This window comes from Streptomyces sp. NPDC002092, assembly GCF_053593775.1.
In genome coordinates this window covers 23,576-38,933 of sequence record NZ_JBSFDG010000008.1, presented here as the reverse complement: position 1 = coordinate 38,933, position 15,358 = coordinate 23,576, and the positions used below count along the sequence as shown (strand labels likewise).

Annotated in this window: 11 protein-coding genes; 2 read left to right on the top strand and 9 right to left on the bottom strand. The window is 70.6% G+C overall.

The features are described from left to right. Positions 1 to 129: 129 nt before the first annotated feature. The 6 genes from obgE to ACWCRD_RS19445 form a co-directional block, all read right to left on the bottom strand. Positions 130 to 1,572: a GTPase ObgE gene (gene obgE / locus ACWCRD_RS19470; protein ID WP_450967052.1), complete on the bottom strand. Its 1,443-nt coding sequence runs from the start codon at positions 1,570 to 1,572 to the stop codon at positions 130 to 132. 129 nt (positions 1,573 to 1,701) lie between these two features. Then, positions 1,702 to 1,956: a 50S ribosomal protein L27 gene (gene rpmA, locus ACWCRD_RS19465; RefSeq protein WP_401430484.1), complete on the bottom strand. Its 255-nt coding sequence runs from the start codon at positions 1,954 to 1,956 to the stop codon at positions 1,702 to 1,704. A 14-nt stretch (positions 1,957 to 1,970) separates the two neighbouring features. Next, positions 1,971 to 2,291, bottom strand: a complete 321-nt coding sequence (gene rplU / locus ACWCRD_RS19460; RefSeq protein ID WP_007381993.1) for a 50S ribosomal protein L21 — start codon at positions 2,289 to 2,291, stop codon at positions 1,971 to 1,973. A 236-nt stretch (positions 2,292 to 2,527) separates the two neighbouring features. Further along, positions 2,528 to 6,307 carry an Rne/Rng family ribonuclease gene (locus tag ACWCRD_RS19455; protein ID WP_450967051.1) on the bottom strand — a complete coding sequence of 1,260 codons (3,780 nt, stop codon included), beginning with the start codon at positions 6,305 to 6,307 and terminating at the stop codon, positions 2,528 to 2,530. Between the two features lie 263 nt (positions 6,308 to 6,570). Then, positions 6,571 to 7,332 carry a TIGR03936 family radical SAM-associated protein gene (locus ACWCRD_RS19450; RefSeq protein ID WP_450967050.1) on the bottom strand — a complete coding sequence of 254 codons (762 nt, stop codon included), beginning with the start codon at positions 7,330 to 7,332 and terminating at the stop codon, positions 6,571 to 6,573. Between the two features lie 48 nt (positions 7,333 to 7,380). Continuing rightward, a complete protein-coding gene (locus ACWCRD_RS19445) occupies positions 7,381 to 8,460 on the bottom strand; it encodes a hypothetical protein (protein WP_450967049.1) in 1,080 nt (359 codons plus the stop codon). Between the two features lie 120 nt (positions 8,461 to 8,580). Between ACWCRD_RS19445 and ACWCRD_RS19440 the strand changes: the two genes are divergently transcribed. Further along, positions 8,581 to 9,276, top strand: coding sequence for a DUF899 domain-containing protein (locus ACWCRD_RS19440; RefSeq protein ID WP_450967048.1), 696 nt, complete (start codon positions 8,581 to 8,583; stop codon positions 9,274 to 9,276). On the opposite strand, the gene ACWCRD_RS19435 is transcribed toward ACWCRD_RS19440, so the two are convergent. Then, complete coding sequence (locus tag ACWCRD_RS19435; protein WP_450967047.1) at positions 9,249 to 10,031, bottom strand: glycosyltransferase family 2 protein; 783 nt, start codon at positions 10,029 to 10,031, stop codon at positions 9,249 to 9,251. The two genes, ACWCRD_RS19440 and ACWCRD_RS19435, sit on opposite strands and share 28 nt — an antisense overlap. 177 nt (positions 10,032 to 10,208) lie before the next feature. Here ACWCRD_RS19435 and ACWCRD_RS19430 point away from each other — a divergent pair, with 177 nt between their 5' ends. Further along, positions 10,209 to 11,696, top strand: a complete 1,488-nt coding sequence (locus tag ACWCRD_RS19430; protein WP_450967046.1) for a recombinase family protein — start codon at positions 10,209 to 10,211, stop codon at positions 11,694 to 11,696. Positions 11,697 to 11,743: 47 nt separating this feature from the next. Here the strand turns inward: ACWCRD_RS19430 and ACWCRD_RS19425 are convergent, their stop codons facing one another. Beyond that, entirely contained in the window at positions 11,744 to 13,705 is a 1,962-nt protein-coding gene (locus ACWCRD_RS19425) for a TIGR03960 family B12-binding radical SAM protein (RefSeq protein WP_450967045.1), read from the bottom strand. Between the two features lie 93 nt (positions 13,706 to 13,798). Further along, positions 13,799 to 15,310 carry a CYTH and CHAD domain-containing protein gene (locus ACWCRD_RS19420; RefSeq protein WP_450967044.1) on the bottom strand — a complete coding sequence of 504 codons (1,512 nt, stop codon included), beginning with the start codon at positions 15,308 to 15,310 and terminating at the stop codon, positions 13,799 to 13,801. Positions 15,311 to 15,358: the final 48 nt, after the last annotated feature.

The following is a 15,358-nucleotide window of genomic DNA, read 5'->3' as shown; positions in this document are numbered from 1 at the left end:
CGTCGGTCTGAACCCCGAGCACTACAACCGCTTCCCGCACGAGTTCTCCGGCGGCCAGCGTCAGCGCATCGGCGTGGCGCGGGCGTTGGGGCGGCAGCCCCCAGACCCCGGCACAAACCCGCGGCGCGCCTACTCACCGAACGGTTCGAACCCGCCGTACTCCCGAAGGGCCTCGTCCCGCTCCGCGTCCCGGTCCCGGCGCCGCTGTGCCGCAGGCCTAGGCGCCTCGAACCGGTGGTCCTCACCACGACGGCCCAGCATCTCCGCCCCGGCCATCACCGACGGCTCCCAGTCGAAGACCACGGCGTTCTCCTCGGGTCCGATGGCGACGCCGTCGCCCGAGCGGGCCCCCGCCTTCATCAACTCCTCTTCCACACCGAGGCGGTTGAGGCGGTCCGCGAGATACCCGACGGCCTCGTCGTTGTTGAAGTCGGTCTGCCGCACCCAGCGTTCGGGCTTCTCGCCCCGCACCCGGAACAGCCCGTCGTCCTCGCGTGTCACCGTGAAGCCGGCGTCGTCGACGGCCTTGGGCCGGATGACGATCCGCGTCGCCTCCTCCTTCGGCTTCGCGGCGCGCGCCTTCGCCACCAGGTCGGCCAGCGCGAACGACAGTTCCTTCAGGCCGAGATGGGCCACGGCCGACACCTCGAAGACCCGGTATCCGCGCGCCTCCAGATCCGGCCGCACCATCTCGGCGAGGTCCTTGCCGTCCGGTACGTCGATCTTGTTCAGTACGACGATCCGCGGCCGCCGGTCGAGCCCGCCGTACTGCTTCAGCTCCTCCTCGATGACATCGAGGTCGGAGACGGGGTCCCGCTCGGACTCCAGCGTCGCCGTGTCCAGCACATGCACCAGCACACTGCACCGCTCGACGTGCCGCAGGAACTCCAGCCCCAGCCCCTTGCCCTGGCTGGCACCGGGGATCAGCCCCGGCACGTCCGCGATGGTGTACACGGTCGAACCGGCCGTCACAACACCCAGGTTGGGGACGAGGGTGGTGAACGGGTAGTCGGCGATCTTCGGCTTGGCGGCCGACAGCACCGAGATCAGCGAGGACTTGCCGGCGCTCGGGTAGCCCACCAGCGCCACGTCCGCGACCGTCTTCAGCTCCAGGACGATGTCCTGCAGTTCACCGGGGACACCGAGCAGCGCGAACCCGGGTGCCTTGCGCCGCGCCGAGGCGAGCGCCGCGTTGCCGAGCCCGCCGCGGCCGCCCTGCGCGGCGACGTACGAGGTGCCGTGTCCGACCAGGTCGGCGAGCACATTGCCCGCCTTGTCGAGGACGACGGTGCCGTCCGGCACGGGCAGTACGAGGTCCTGGCCGTCCTTGCCCGAGCGGTTGCCGCCCTCGCCGGGCTTGCCGTTGGTGGCCTTGCGGTGCGGCGAGTGGTGGTAGTCGAGAAGAGTCGTCACGGACTGGTCGACGGTGAGGATGACGTCACCGCCGCGCCCGCCGTTGCCGCCGTCGGGTCCGCCGAGCGGCTTGAACTTCTCACGGTGGACGGAGGCACAGCCGTGACCTCCGTTACCCGCGGCGACATGCAGTTCGACGCGGTCCACGAAGGTGGTCATGGTGGGTGCCTCCAGTTACGTACGGGTGTTACTCATGTCAACACGCGAAAGGCGGACCCGCCTTCCCACAGGGGAAGTGAGGTCCGCCTCGCGAAGCGTTCGGGCTTCAGCCCTGAGTCAGGAACCGACTCAGGCGACCGGAACGATGTTCACGACCTTGCGGCCACGGTGGGTACCGAACTCCACCGCACCGGGCTGCAGCGCGAACAGCGTGTCGTCGCCGCCACGGCCGACGCCGGAGCCCGGGTGGAAGTGGGTGCCGCGCTGGCGGACCAGGATCTCACCCGCGTTGACGACCTGACCACCGAAGCGCTTCACGCCGAGGCGCTGAGCGTTGGAGTCACGACCGTTACGGGTGGACGATGCGCCCTTCTTGTGTGCCATCTCTCCTCAGTCCCTTACTTCGCAGCCGCGGGGATCTCAGTGACCTTGATCGCCGTGTACTGCTGGCGGTGGCCCTGACGACGGCGGTAGCCGGTCTTGTTCTTGTAGCGAAGGATGTCGATCTTGACGCCCTTGTGGTGGTCCACGACCTCGGCCTGGACCTTGATGCCGGCCAGGACCCACGGGTCGCTGGTCACAGCGTCGCCGTCGACAACGAGCAGGGTCGAGAGCTCGACCGTGTCGCCAACCTTGGCAGTGGAAATCTTGTCAACCTCAACGATGTCGCCGACAGCAACCTTGTGCTGGCGACCACCGCTGCGCACGATGGCGTACACGCGGATCTCACTCTCTCGCTCGGGAACGGCACCCCCGCAGTCCAGCCACCCGGCACGGGCAGCCTCTCCGGAGCACCCAGTGCCCTGGAGGAATGAGGTTTACGGGGATGTGGCGCGTCCTGTAGCTGTGGACACGCCGACGGTCAAGATTACGGGGCCGTGGCCGGAGGGGTCAAACCGGGCCGGGCCCCGCACGCGTGCGGCCGGTCACAGGGACCGGCCGCACAGCGCACTGCTCAGCTCTCGTCGGCGGCGGCCGAGACCGAGGTCTTCTTCGCCGTCGACTTGGCCGCGGCCGTCTTGGCGGTCGCCGCCTTCTTGGCCGTCACCTTCTTCGCCGCCGTCTTCTTGGCCGCGGTCTTCTTGGTGGCGGCCTTCTTCGCGGTGGCCTTCTTGGCCGTCTTGCGAGCGGCCGTCTTCTTGGCCGGAGCCGCCTCCTCGGCACTCTCCTCCGCGGCGGCCGGCTCCTCCGCACCCGACGGCACGACCACGACGGCCGTCTCCTCGGACGCGGTCGGCGCGGCCTCCTTGCGCACCGCACGGCGCCGCGGGCGGGCCGGAGCGGCGCTCTCGGCAGGCGCCTCGGCCGCCGTCTCCGCCTCCGCCGCCGCCGGAGCCTCGGCCACGGGGGCCGTCTCGGCGACCGTCACCACGGCGGCCTCGGCGCCCGCGGGCGACCCGGCCGGCGCGGACACCTTGCGGGTCGCACGACGGCGCGTACGCCCCTTGGGCGCCGCCTCGTCCGTGGCCGGGACCTCGGCCGGAACCACGGCGTCCTCCACGGCGGCGGGCTCGGCCAGCGCCTCGGCGGCGGGCTCCGGCTGCACCGGACGCTCCGTCTCCGCCTCGACCGTCACGTCCTGAGCGGTCGGCGCCTCGGCCTCCTCGTACCGCGGTGCCTCACGCCGGGGCGCACCCGCCGGAGCGGACGCCCGACGGCTCGCGCGGCGCCGCGAACGGCCACGGCCGACCGCGGCCTCCGCCTCGGCGACGCTGCTGTACAGCTCCTCGTCCGGCGCGAAGGCCGGCTCGGACAGCGCGACCGGTGCCGCGACCTCGGCAGCGACCTCGTCCTCGGTCTCCTCGACGGCCTCCGGGGCCTCGACGGCCGCCACGGCCTCGTGCTCGTGCACCTGCCCGTCGCCGCCACGCCCGCGCTTCTTGCGCTTGCCGCCGCCACCGGGGGAGGTCGGCTGCTCCATGTGCACGATGACACCGCGGCCGTTGCAGTGGACGCAGGTCTCGGAGAAGGACTCGAGCAGGCCCTGGCCCACGCGCTTGCGGGTCATCTGGACCAGGCCCAGCGAGGTGACCTCGGCGACCTGGTGCTTCGTGCGGTCGCGGCCCAGGCACTCCAGCAGGCGCCGCAGCACCAGGTCCCGGTTGGACTCCAGCACCATGTCGATGAAGTCGATGACGATGATGCCGCCGAGGTCGCGCAGCCGCAGCTGGCGCACGATCTCCTCGGCCGCCTCCAGGTTGTTCCTAGTGACCGTCTCCTCGAGGTTGCCGCCCTGACCGGTGAACTTGCCGGTGTTGACGTCGACGACGACCATCGCCTCGGTCCGGTCGATCACCAGCGAACCGCCGCTGGGCAGCCAGACCTTGCGGTCCAGGGCCTTGGCGAGCTGCTCGTCGATCCGGTAGGTGGCGAAGACGTCGACCTCACTGGTCCACTTCGACAGCCGGTCGGCGAGGTCCGGGGCGACGTGCGAGACGTAGCCGTGGATGGTCTCCCACGCGTCGTCGCCGCTGACGACGACCTTGGTGAAGTCCTCGTTGAAGATGTCGCGGACGACGCGGACGGTCATGTCCGGCTCGCCGTACAGCAGCGTCGGGGCGTTGCCGTTCTTCGACTTCTTCTGGATGTCCTCCCACTGCGCCTGGAGCCGCTCGACGTCCCTGCGCAGCTCGTCCTCCGAAGCGCCCTCGGCGGCCGTACGGACGATGACGCCCGCGTCCTCGGGGACGATCTTCTTGAGGATGGTCTTCAGCCGGGCCCGCTCGGTGTCGGGCAGCTTGCGGCTGATGCCGGTCATCGAGCCCTCGGGGACGTACACGAGGTAGCGGCCCGGGAGGGAGACCTGGCTGGTCAGACGCGCACCCTTGTGTCCGATGGGGTCCTTGGTGACCTGCACGAGCACGGACTGGCCGGACTTCAGGGCGGACTCGATGCGGCGCGGCCCGTTGGCCATGCCGAGCGCCTCGAAGTTGACCTCGCCGGCGTACAGGACGGCGTTGCGTCCCTTGCCGACGTCGATGAAGGCGGCCTCCATCGAGGGCAGCACGTTCTGGACCTTGCCCAGGTAGACGTTGCCGACGTACGAGGTCGACTGTTCCTTGTTGACGTAGTGCTCGACGAGCACACCGTCCTCCAGGACGCCGATCTGCGTGCGCTCACCGCTCTGCCGGACGACCATCACGCGCTCGACGGCCTCACGGCGGGCCAGGAACTCGGCCTCGGTGATGATCGGGACGCGACGGCGGCCCTGCTCACGGCCTTCGCGACGGCGCTGCTTCTTGGCCTCGAGACGCGTGGAGCCCTTGATGGACTGCACCTCGTCGGACGGCTCGGCGCCCTTTTCCCGCGGGGGACGGGGCTCGCGGACCTTGACGACGGTGCGCTCGGGGTCGCCCTCGCCGGGCTCGGTGTCCACCGAGGTGTCACCGGCACGACGGCGACGGCGACGGCGCCGACGGCTGCTGGCGCTGGAGCCGCCGCTCTCGCCCGCCTCGTCCTCCTCGTCGTCCTCGACCTGCTCGGCGGTGTCCGCAGCGTCCTGATCAGCCCGCCCGTCCTGTACGGCGGCAAGCTCGTCGGACTCCTCCGACTCGTCGTCACCCGCGGACTCGGCGGACTCGCCACGCCGGCGGCGACGGCCGCCACGGCGACGGCGACGGCGCGAACCGGTGTCCTCGGACTCGTCGCCCTCGGCGCCGTCCTCGACGGACTCCTCGGCCTCCTCCGCCTCGTCCTCCACGGCGGTCTCGACGGCCTGCGGCTCGGCCTCCTCGCCGAACGCGGCACCGCGGCGACGGCGCCGGCGCCGCGCCCCGGCCTGCTCCTCGGGGAGTTCCTCCGGCTCGGCGGTCTCGGCCTCGGCGGCCGCTTCGGCGGCGGCCCGCTGCGGCGTCTGGAACTGCGGCTCGGTGAACACGGGCGCCTGGAACACGGCGACGGCGGGACGGGCCGGCCGTCGCGGACCCTCGTCCTCGACGCTCTCGGCGGCACCGGCGGTCTGCGCGGGCTCGGCGAACCCGGTGGCGGCCTTGCGGGCGGTGCGGCGGCGGGTACGCCGCGGCGCGCCGTCCTCCTCGGCCTGCTCGGCGGCGGCCGGAACGGCGACGGGCTCTTCGGCAGCGGGCGCCTCTTCGACGCCGGCGGTCTCCTCGACCGGCGTCGACACACGGCGCGTGGCACGACGACGCGTACGGCGCGGGGCGGCGTCCTCGGCCGGCGCGACGGCCTCGGCGGCGGGCGCCTCGGCCACAGCGGGCACCTCGGTGTCCTCGGCAGCGGTCGCCTCGACGCTCACGGGTGCCTCGCCGGGCGCCGACACACGGCGCGTGGCACGGCGGCGGGTCCGGCGCGGCGCGGCGTCCTCGTCGGACTCGGCGGCGGCTTCGGCAGCGGCCGGCTCCTCGACCGGAGCGGCAGCGGGCACCACGGTCTCGGCGGCCTCGGCGGCAGCGGGCGCTCCGGCAGGAGCGGACACCCGGCGGGTCGCACGACGACGCGTACGCGCGGCGGGCGCAGGCTCCTCGACGACCGAAGGCGCCTCGGCGACCTCTTCGGTCTCCTCGACCCCGGCGACCTCTTCGGTCTCGTCGGGCTTCTGCTCGCTGTCGCTGTCGGCCGGTATGGCCGGCGCGACGATCTCCTCCGGGATCTCGGAGGCGGCCCCGGCGGGGGGACCCGCCGGGCGCGAGGCGGCACGGCGCCGACGACGCGGCGGCAAGGTGTCGCTGGGGGTGTTCAGTTCGGAACCCTCGGTGGGTTCGGTCGGTTCGAGCATGCGGGCATTTCTCCCGTCAGGCTCCCGGGCGCCGCGCCCGGTCCGGCGTTGATCGCCGGTGACGTCCGCGGCTCGCGCGATGCGCGGTGCCGCCGTCCGGGGCGCGGGCGCCGCACGGGAGCTCTCTGTGTCCTGTCTCGCCGGTTCCGTACACCGAATGCGTACGGCCTGGCGAAAGTCTTCTGTGTCGGTGCGCTGCCCGACCCAGGTGGCTCCCGAGTACGAGGGCGGCGCTTCGACGTCCGTCCTTCGCGGGACCTTCCTTACGCCGACGCCTTCGCGGCGGCAGCGGAATCGGCCACAGGGGCCGTCGCTGCCTCGCGGTCGGGCGCGAGCGGGTCGGTCACCGTGCCGGTCTCTTCATCGAACAGCCCCTGCGCCAGCCTGGTCACCGCTGCGGGGACCGGCGGCGCCAGGTCGGCCACGGCGCGGAGACCGGACAGGACGTCGTCGGGTCGTACGGCAGGCGTCACGTGCCGAACAACCAGCCGCAGTATCGCACAGGGCTGGTCGGTCGGCCTATCAGCCGGATCACTGTGCGTTTCAAGATGTACGACCGCGGGGCGTGCGTCGAAAGTCCGCACGCCGTTCTTGGTCATGCGCTGGACCTCGACGGCCTCGGCGGTGTTGAAGGCCTGGGCGGCCCGCTCCGCCTCGGCCGGGTCCACGCCGTCCAGCCGCAGCTCCCACACGGAAGCCGTGAGCCGGTCGGCGAGGCCGGAGGTCCGGGCCTCGACCGCGTCGACGACGTCGAGCCCGGCGGGCAGCGACTCGTCGAGCAGCAGCCTCAGCTTCTCCGGGTCCCGCGCCTCGGTGAGGGCGATCTCCAGATACTCCGCCTCACTGCCCGTGCCGGTGGGTGCGGCATTGGCGTACGACACCTTCGGATGCGGCGTGAACCCCGCCGAGTACGCCATGGGCACCTCGGCGCGGCGCAGCGCACGCTCGAAGGCGCGCTGGAAGTCACGGTGGCTGGTGAACCGGAGGCGGCCGCGCTTGGTGTAGCGCAGTCGGATGCGCTGCACCGCGGGTGCGGGCGGCGGGCCTTCGGGCTGTCGCTTGCCCAGTGTCGTTCAGTCCTTCGTGAGAGCGGTCGTACTGCTACCAAGAGTACGTGTCTCGCGGGCCGTAGGTTCCCGCCGGGCCACTGCCTCCCTTCGCTCGGGCTCCCCGAAAAGCATCCGCCGGAAGTCGGCGCGCGCCTGCCGTGCGGACTCCCGGGCGGAGGCGAGCGCCAGCCGGGTGGCCCGCCCCACCCTGCGCGCCGCCTCGGCGACGGGCCGCAGCACGGCATCCCGTACGACATGTCCGACCGGCGTGAGCACGGTCCGGTAAGCCCAGCGCACGGGCTCCACGAAGATCCACCGGAAGAGGGTGGCGAGCGCCCGCCCCACGGCGAGCGAGATCCGCCCGGCCACCCGCCAGGCATGACCGATCGCCTGCCCCACCTCGCGCCCGACGACGGCCAGGAACCGCCCGACCGGCACCAGCACCCACCGCCACAGGGCGAGCGCTGGCAGCACGAACAGCACCCGGCCCACCCAGTACAGCCCGACCCCGACGCCGGTGGTGACCACGCCCGCGAGCCAGGCGACCGCCCGGCCGACCGGCGCGAGCACGCGCGCGTACACCCACACCGCGGGAACGACGGCGAGATACCGCACCAGCCACGCGACACCGGCGAACACACCGGTCCCGAGCAGGGCGAGCACCGCCCCGATCCCTCTGAGCACCCACGTCACGCCCTGCCCGACGGGCGTCAGCACGCGCGCGTACACCCACACCAGGGCCTGTCCGAGCGGGGTCAGCACATAGCGGTACAACCACTTCAGCGGCAGCACGAGAAGCACGTTCCCGAGCCACCCCAGCGCCTTGCCCAGGGGCACGACGACATACCGCCACAGCCCCAGGAGGGGCCACACGAACGCCGCGCGCGCCGCCCACAGCAGCGCGCGCCCCACCGGCCGGAACACGGTGTCGTTCAGGAACCGCCCGGTGACGACGAGCGCGTCCCACACCATCCGTACCGGCACGACCAGCACGAGCACGACGATCCGCACGGGAAGCCGGATCGCCACCACGAGGCACCCTTCGGGCGACTGCCGCGCGGGCTGCTGTTCGGGGTGTCCGGCGGGTGGCTTCTGCAGATCCATACCCACACAGACGCCGGGGCCGCCCGTCCGGATCCCTCGTCAGAACACCGATGAGTTCCGGAGCCCCGCGCGGTCTACCCCTGAACCAGCGAAAGTCACGCGCGAGCTCTGTGAGGGACCATGACCGACCAAGCCCTGCCACCCGTCGTCGACGCCGCAACGTGGGAGCGCAGGCTCGCCGCACTGCGGGCCCGGGAGAAGGCCGCGACACGGGAACTCGACGCCATCGCCGCCGAGCGTCGCCGGCTGCCGATGGTGGAGATGCCCGACTACACCCTCGACGGCGAGGACGGCCCCGTCCGGCTGGCGGACGTCTTCGACGGCCGGAGGCAACTGATCGTCTACAACCACATGTGGTCCGCCGGCCAGGAATGGCAGTGCCCGGGCTGCACCGGGTTCACCTCGCAGTACACCCGCCTGGAGTTCCTGGACAACTACGACGCGCGATTCGTCATCGTCACCCAGGGTCCGATCGAGGAGGCACTCGCCTACAAACGGCGCGTCGGCAACCGCATGACCTGGTACTCGACCGCCAACAGCCCCTTCGGGTCCGACGTCGGCGCACCGCCCGGCGGCGGATTCGCGGTCAACGTCTTCCTGCGCGACGGCGACACCGTCTACCGCACCTGGCACACCGACGGCCGTGGCACCGAGCAGATCGGTCACAGCTTCGCGCTGATCGATCTCCTCCCGTACGGCCGCCAGGAGGAATGGCAGGACTCACCCGAGGGCTGGCCCCAGTCCCCCACCTACAGCCGGTGGGCGACGTCCAAGGACATCGCCGCGCTCTACGGCCCGGGCTCCGGCGCCGGCTGAACCGTGGTGCCGGCCCAGGCCCGGACCGCCTCCGCATGCTCACGGATCAGAGACATACGGGCCTCCCATTCCACGCCGCTGCGATGGTCGGGGTGGGCGGTGATCTGGCCGCCGTGCTTGCGGTAGGCAAGGCCGGTCTCACCGATGAACCACCCGTCCGCCAGGGCGTCCAGACCGAGCAGCAGCCCGGTGTCGCCCGAGGCCGGCAGGGCCATCCAGCCGCCCAGCAGCGCGAGCAGGGAGCGCCTCACGCACAGGGTGGCCGGGTGGACCTGCGGCCGGCGGTGCTCGCTCCAGAAGCCGAACGCGCTTCCGCGGGGGAGCCGGCCGGGTCGCGGGTCGCTCGATTCGAACGAGACGGTGCTGCCGTCCTCGAGGAGATCGACGACCCGTGACGTGGTCCAGCCGACCGAGGCGTCCTCCTCCAGCACGGCGAGGTCCCGGGCGAGAGTGCCGGCGGTGAGCTGGTCGTCGGCGTCCAGCGTCTTCACATAGGCCCCGGTCGAGCGCGCGAACGCCATGGTCCGCGCCACATGAGGCCCACCGGCGCGGGAGGCCGAGATCCGGATCCGCGGATCGTCGGTCGGCAGATACGCCTGTGCGCGGACGTCGCTGCCGTCCTCCTGGACGCACCACTCCCAGGACCGTCCGCCGGGAAGATCCTGGCGGAGCAGAGAGGCGTAGGCGTCGGGAAGGAAACGGACAGCGCCGCCGTGCACCGGCGTGACGACGGAGACGACATTCAGTGCGGGCATGGGTGTTGACACTCCAGGTGATGTCCGCCGGACGATCTTCCTTCGGAGCCACCTTACGGACCGGGACGCACGCACCGGACAGCCGGATGGGGCCAGGTGGCTGGCCCATGAAGGCCCGATTGGCGTATCCCTCTGATTCACACACCAACACGCCAAAACCACGCTACCGTCGGCAACATGGGGAACCGATCGAGGACGCGTGCGGCAACTGATCGTCGCCGACGCCCAGTCACGGCCGAGTGGACGCAAACAGACTTGGCTCTTCTGGAGGAGCTGAAGAGGGCCGAGGCACTCTTGCCGGACGACGCTCCACGGGCGCTGCTGTCAGTGCGTCTGTCGGTCCTCACCGCCGACACGACCTCGCCGGTGCGACAGGAGCTTGATCTACGCGCGCTCGCCAGGGACCGGGGATGTCGAGTGGTGGGTGTTGCCAGCGACCTGAACGTGTCTGCGACCAAGATTCCTCCGTGGAAACGGAAGGAATTGGGTGACTGGCTGAGCAACCGAGTGCCGGAGTTCGACGACATTTTCTTCTGGAAGCTGGACCGCTTCGTGCGCCGACTGTCGGATCTCAACACCATGATCGACTGGTGTCTCGAGCACGGGAAGAACCTCGTGTCCAAGAACGACTCTATCGATCTGACCACCACGGCGGGCAAGATGCTGGTCACGGTTCTTGGTGGCATCGCCGAGATCGAAGCGGCCAACGCGAGCACCCGGGTCGCGAGTCTCTGGAATTACACGAAAACCCAGAGTAACTGGCTGGTGGGCAAACCTCCGTACGGTTACGAGACGGCAGAGGGCACTGACGGCAAGGTTGTTCTCGTCATCAATCAGAGCGCCTACAGGATCCTGCATTGGTGCCGCAGCGCCGCTGTGAGACAGCGACCCGCCTCGGCCAGACGCATGGTCAAAGTCCTCGTACGTTCCGGCGTGTGCGGTCAGGGCCTTACGGCCTCAACGCTGCTCCGCCGACTCCGCAACCCGGCGCTGATGGGCTACCGCGTGGAAGAGGACAAGAACGGCGGAGTGCGTCGCTCGCAGATCGTCCGCGACAAGGACGGCGCGCCGATTCGGGTCGCCGAGCCGGTCTTCACCGAAGACGAATTCAAGAGCCTTCAGGAAGCGCTCGAAGGGCGTGGGAAGAACCAGCCCACCCGCAGTCTCGGCGGCGCGACACGCCTCCTGGGCATCCTCATCTGCCAGAGCTGCGGCACCAACATGACCGTGCAGAAGACGACCGCCAAGGGCAAGGCGTACGCCTATCTCCGCTGCGGCGGCTGCAAGGCCGGAGGCCACGGCGCGCCCAACCCCAATGATGTGTACAGCAAGTTCGTCGAGGATGTCTTGAAAGTCCTCGGGGACGAACCCGTATTGACACGCAAATACCACCAGGGCACCGAAGCCCGTGGGGACCAGTGGGTGGCCGTGCACAACGGCATGACCTTCAGAGAGCGTTGGCAGGATGGCGGCCTGGAGGTCATGTCAGCAGATCTGTCCCAGGCCGGTGTGCAGTGCAAGATCGAGCGGATCAAGGAGAAGGGCGTCCGTGCACCGCATGTCCGCATGAAACTGATGATCCCGGAGGATGTACGGGAGCGACTGGTCCTCAAGCAGGACCCCTTCACGGAGGCCTCCTCCCGTCCCGACGCCCGAGCGCGGTAGCTCCGATGGATCACTGAGCCTCCCGGCCGGGAGGCTCAGTGATTCACTCAGCTCCGGCTCGGCGCACCGTTCTTGACTGTAAGAGGCAGCAACTTCTTACCCGTCGGTCCGACTTGGATCTCGGTCTGCATGGCAGGGCACACCCCGCAGTCGAAGCAAGGCGTCCACCGGCAGTCCTCGACCTCCGTCTCGTCGAGGGCGTCCTGCCAGTCCTCCCACAGCCAGTCCTTGTCGAGACCCGAGTCCAGGTGGTCCCAGGGCAGGACCTCCTCGTACGTCTTCTCACGCGTCGTGTACCAGTCGACGTCCACGCCGAAGGCGGGCAGCACCTTGTCGGCGCAGCTCATCCAGCGGTCGTAGGAGAAGTGCTCGCGCCAGCCGTCGAAGCGGCCGCCGTCCTCGTAGACCGCGCGGATGACGGGGCCGATCCGGCGGTCGCCGCGGGAGAGGAGTCCCTCCACGATGCCGGGCTTGCCGTCGTGGTAGCGGAAGCCGATGGAGCGGCCGTACTTCTTGTCGCCGCGGATCTTGTCCCGGAGCTTTTCGAGACGGGCGTCCGTCTCCTCCGCCGAGAGCTGCGGGGCCCACTGGAAGGGGGTGTGGGGCTTGGGGACGAAGCCGCCGATCGAGACCGTGCAGCGGATGTCGTTGGAGCCGGAGACCTCCCGGCCCTTCGCGATCACCTTCGTCGCCATGTCGGCGATCTGCAGGACGTCCTCGTCCGTCTCCGTCGGCAGGCCGCACATGAAGTACAGCTTCACCTGGCGCCAGCCGTTGCCGTAGGCGGTGGCGACCGTCCTGATCAGGTCCTCTTCCGAGACCATCTTGTTGATGACCTTGCGCATGCGCTCCGAGCCGCCCTCGGGGGCGAAGGTGAGGCCGGAGCGGCGGCCGTTGCGCGTCAGCTCGTTCGCCAGGTCGACGTTGAAGGCGTCCACCCGGGTCGACGGGAGCGACAGGCCGATCTTGTCCTCCTCGTACCGGTCCGCGAGGCCCTTGGCGATGTCACCGATCTCGCTGTGGTCCGCGGAGGACAGGGAGAGCAGGCCGACCTCCTCGAAGCCGGTCGCCTTCAGGCCCTTCTCCACCATGTCGCCGATGCCCGTGATGGAGCGCTCGCGGACCGGGCGCGTGATCATGCCGGCCTGGCAGAAGCGGCAGCCGCGCGTGCAGCCGCGGAAGATCTCCACCGACATGCGCTCGTGCACCGTCTCGGCGAGCGGGACCAGGGGCTGCTTGGGGTAGGGCCACTCGTCGAGGTCCATGACGGTGTGCTTCGACACGCGCCACGGGACGCCCGACCTGTTCGGTACGACACGGGCGATACGGCCGTCCGGGAGGTACTCCACGTCGTAGAAGGCGGGGATGTAGACCGAGCCCGTCTTCGCGAGACGGAACAGGACCTCCTCGCGGCCGCCGGGGCGGCCCTCCGCCTTCCAGTCGCGGATGATCTTCGTCATGTCCAGTACGGCCTGCTCGCCGTCGCCGATGATCGCCGCGTCGATGAAGTCCGCGATCGGCTCGGGGTTGAAGGCCGCATGACCGCCGGCCAGGACGATCGGGTCGTCCAGGCCCCTGTCCCTGGACTCCAGGGGGATCCCGGCCAGGTCGAGGGCCGTCAGCATGTTGGTGTAGCCCAGCTCCGTGGAGAAGCTCAGCCCGAACACGTCGAATGCCTTCACCGGCCGGTGGCTGTCCACCGTGAACTGCGGGACGGCGTGCTCCCGCATCAGCGCCTCCAGGTCCGGCCACACGCTGTAGGTGCGCTCGGCGAGGACGCCCTCCTGCTCGTTCAGGACCTCGTAGAGGATCATGACGCCCTGGTTGGGCAGCCCGACCTCGTAGGCGTCCGGGTACATGAGCGCCCAGCGGACGTCACAGGACTCCCACGGTTTGACCGTGGAGTTGAGCTCTCCGCCGACGTACTGGATCGGCTTCTGCACATGCGGGAGCAGAGCTTCGAGCTGCGGGAACACAGACTCGGCGGCCGCAGCGACTTCGGCAGACATCTCGCGAACCTTCGTGGGATGGGCTGATGGGACGACCTGAACTGACAGGGGTGACCATCTAGCCTAACGCGGCCGTGCACCCGCCCCGACCGCTCAGACCTGCATCCCGTCCTTGGCCTCCCGCCACACCCCCGGCAGCTGCAGTTCCACGGCCGTGGCGCGCGCCTCCTCGCGCCCGTAGAGCACCCCGTACGTGAACGAGCTCTCCCCCGCCGCATGGGCCACGGCGGACAGCTCGCGCAGGGTCTGGCGGGTCATGAAGCTGTCCTGATGGTCGCCGAGCAGGTTCTGCAGGGACTTCATCGACCGGGAAAGCTCGGTTGCCGGGCCGCCGAGGGCCGGGGCGGCGGCCTCCGCCGCGTACCGCGTCCGCTTGGCCTCCTTGCGGGCCTCGTGCAGGGCGAGGTCGCGGTCGTGGCCGGGCTCCAGGGCGATGGCCTGTTCCACCAGGTCGGACAGCCGTCCGAAGTCCTTCCGTACCGCCTTGGCGATCACCTTCTCCGGCTTCCCGGCGGCCGCCTTCAGCAGCGGCGGCTCCGCGAGCAGCGCATCCAGGCCGTCGAGCAGCTTCAGATAGCGCCGGGAGTCCAGGACGCCGGTCAGACGGCGGCGCGATCCGCCGCGGCGGGCGTTCATCCAGGTGCGCAGCCGGGTGCGGATCGGGCCGGAGAGCAGCGTCCTGGGCAGCTCGTCCAGGGCCGCCGCGAGGCGCTCGGTGAGCACCTCCCGGTCCCGGTCCACGCCGAGCTCGCCGGCCAGCCACTTCAGTTCCGCGCCGATGGGGTCGGTGACGCCGCGGTCCAGGACCTTGCCGTACGAGCGGAAGGCGCTGCGCATCCGGCGGGTCGCGACGCGCATGCGGTGCACGGAGTCGTACACGTCCTGCCGTACGGCCGGGTCGAGTTCGACGAGGGCGTCGCGCTGCTCGCGGACGTAGGCGAGGACGTGGTCGCCGGCCGTCACCGGCGGTGTCGCCGCCTGCTGCTGCTTCTTCCTGCGCTTCTTCTTCGGAGCGGTCTCCGCGAGGGCCCGGGCCAGCTTCGACGCCGACGCGGAGGGTCGTACGCCCGCCTTGCGCAGCCGCTTGTCGACCTTGTCGAGGAAGGCGGGGTCGCCGCCGTCGGCGAGCTCCACCTCCAGCTCGGTCCACTGGGCCGAGCCGCCGTCGCCGGTGAGCCGTTCGGCGCGTACGGCGTCCACGCTGACCTCGGCGAGCACCCGGCCCCCGGCGTCGACCAGGTCACGGAGGTCCCGGTCGGAGCGCAGCCGGACCACGGGCAGCAGCTCGGCGTCACGGACCCGGGAGCGGACCAGGCCGGCGAGGCTGCGCGGGACGGTGTCGGAGAGCGGGGCCTGGATCTCGTCGCGGACACCGGGGGCGACCGGGAACTTCAGGTGCCAGCCCGCGTCGGAGCCGCCGGTGCGGCGGCGCAGGGTGATCGCGGCCGCGGCGAGGCGTTCGTCGGAGGTGTCGTAGTAGGTGGCGTCCAGGTGCGCGACCCCCTTGTCGATCACCGCGTCGACACCGGCGACGCCGGTCAGGTCGGGCAGGCCGCTGTCGTCGGACTCGTACTTCCGCTCGATCTCCCGCTTTGTGTCCGCCATGAACCGAATCTAGTTGCTGCGGAACTGGTACGACAGAGGGGCGCCACC

Excerpts from the sequence above, each read along its gene's own strand:
- obgE (WP_450967052.1), bottom strand. The coding sequence starts at position 1,572 with ATGACCACCTTCGTGGACCGCGTCGAACTGCATGTCGCCGCGGGTAAC.
- rpmA (WP_401430484.1), bottom strand. The coding sequence starts at position 1,956 with ATGGCACACAAGAAGGGCGCATCGTCCACCCGTAACGGTCGTGACTCC.
- ACWCRD_RS19455 (WP_450967051.1), bottom strand. The coding sequence starts at position 6,307 with ATGCTCGAACCGACCGAACCCACCGAGGGTTCCGAACTGAACACCCCC.
- ACWCRD_RS19445 (WP_450967049.1), bottom strand. The coding sequence starts at position 8,460 with ATGGATCTGCAGAAGCCACCCGCCGGACACCCCGAACAGCAGCCCGCG.
- ACWCRD_RS19440 (WP_450967048.1), top strand. The coding sequence starts at position 8,581 with ATGACCGACCAAGCCCTGCCACCCGTCGTCGACGCCGCAACGTGGGAG.
- ACWCRD_RS19435 (WP_450967047.1), bottom strand. The coding sequence starts at position 10,031 with ATGCCCGCACTGAATGTCGTCTCCGTCGTCACGCCGGTGCACGGCGGC.
- ACWCRD_RS19430 (WP_450967046.1), top strand. The coding sequence starts at position 10,209 with ATGGGGAACCGATCGAGGACGCGTGCGGCAACTGATCGTCGCCGACGC.
- ACWCRD_RS19425 (WP_450967045.1), bottom strand. The coding sequence starts at position 13,705 with ATGTCTGCCGAAGTCGCTGCGGCCGCCGAGTCTGTGTTCCCGCAGCTC.
- ACWCRD_RS19420 (WP_450967044.1), bottom strand. The coding sequence starts at position 15,310 with ATGGCGGACACAAAGCGGGAGATCGAGCGGAAGTACGAGTCCGACGAC.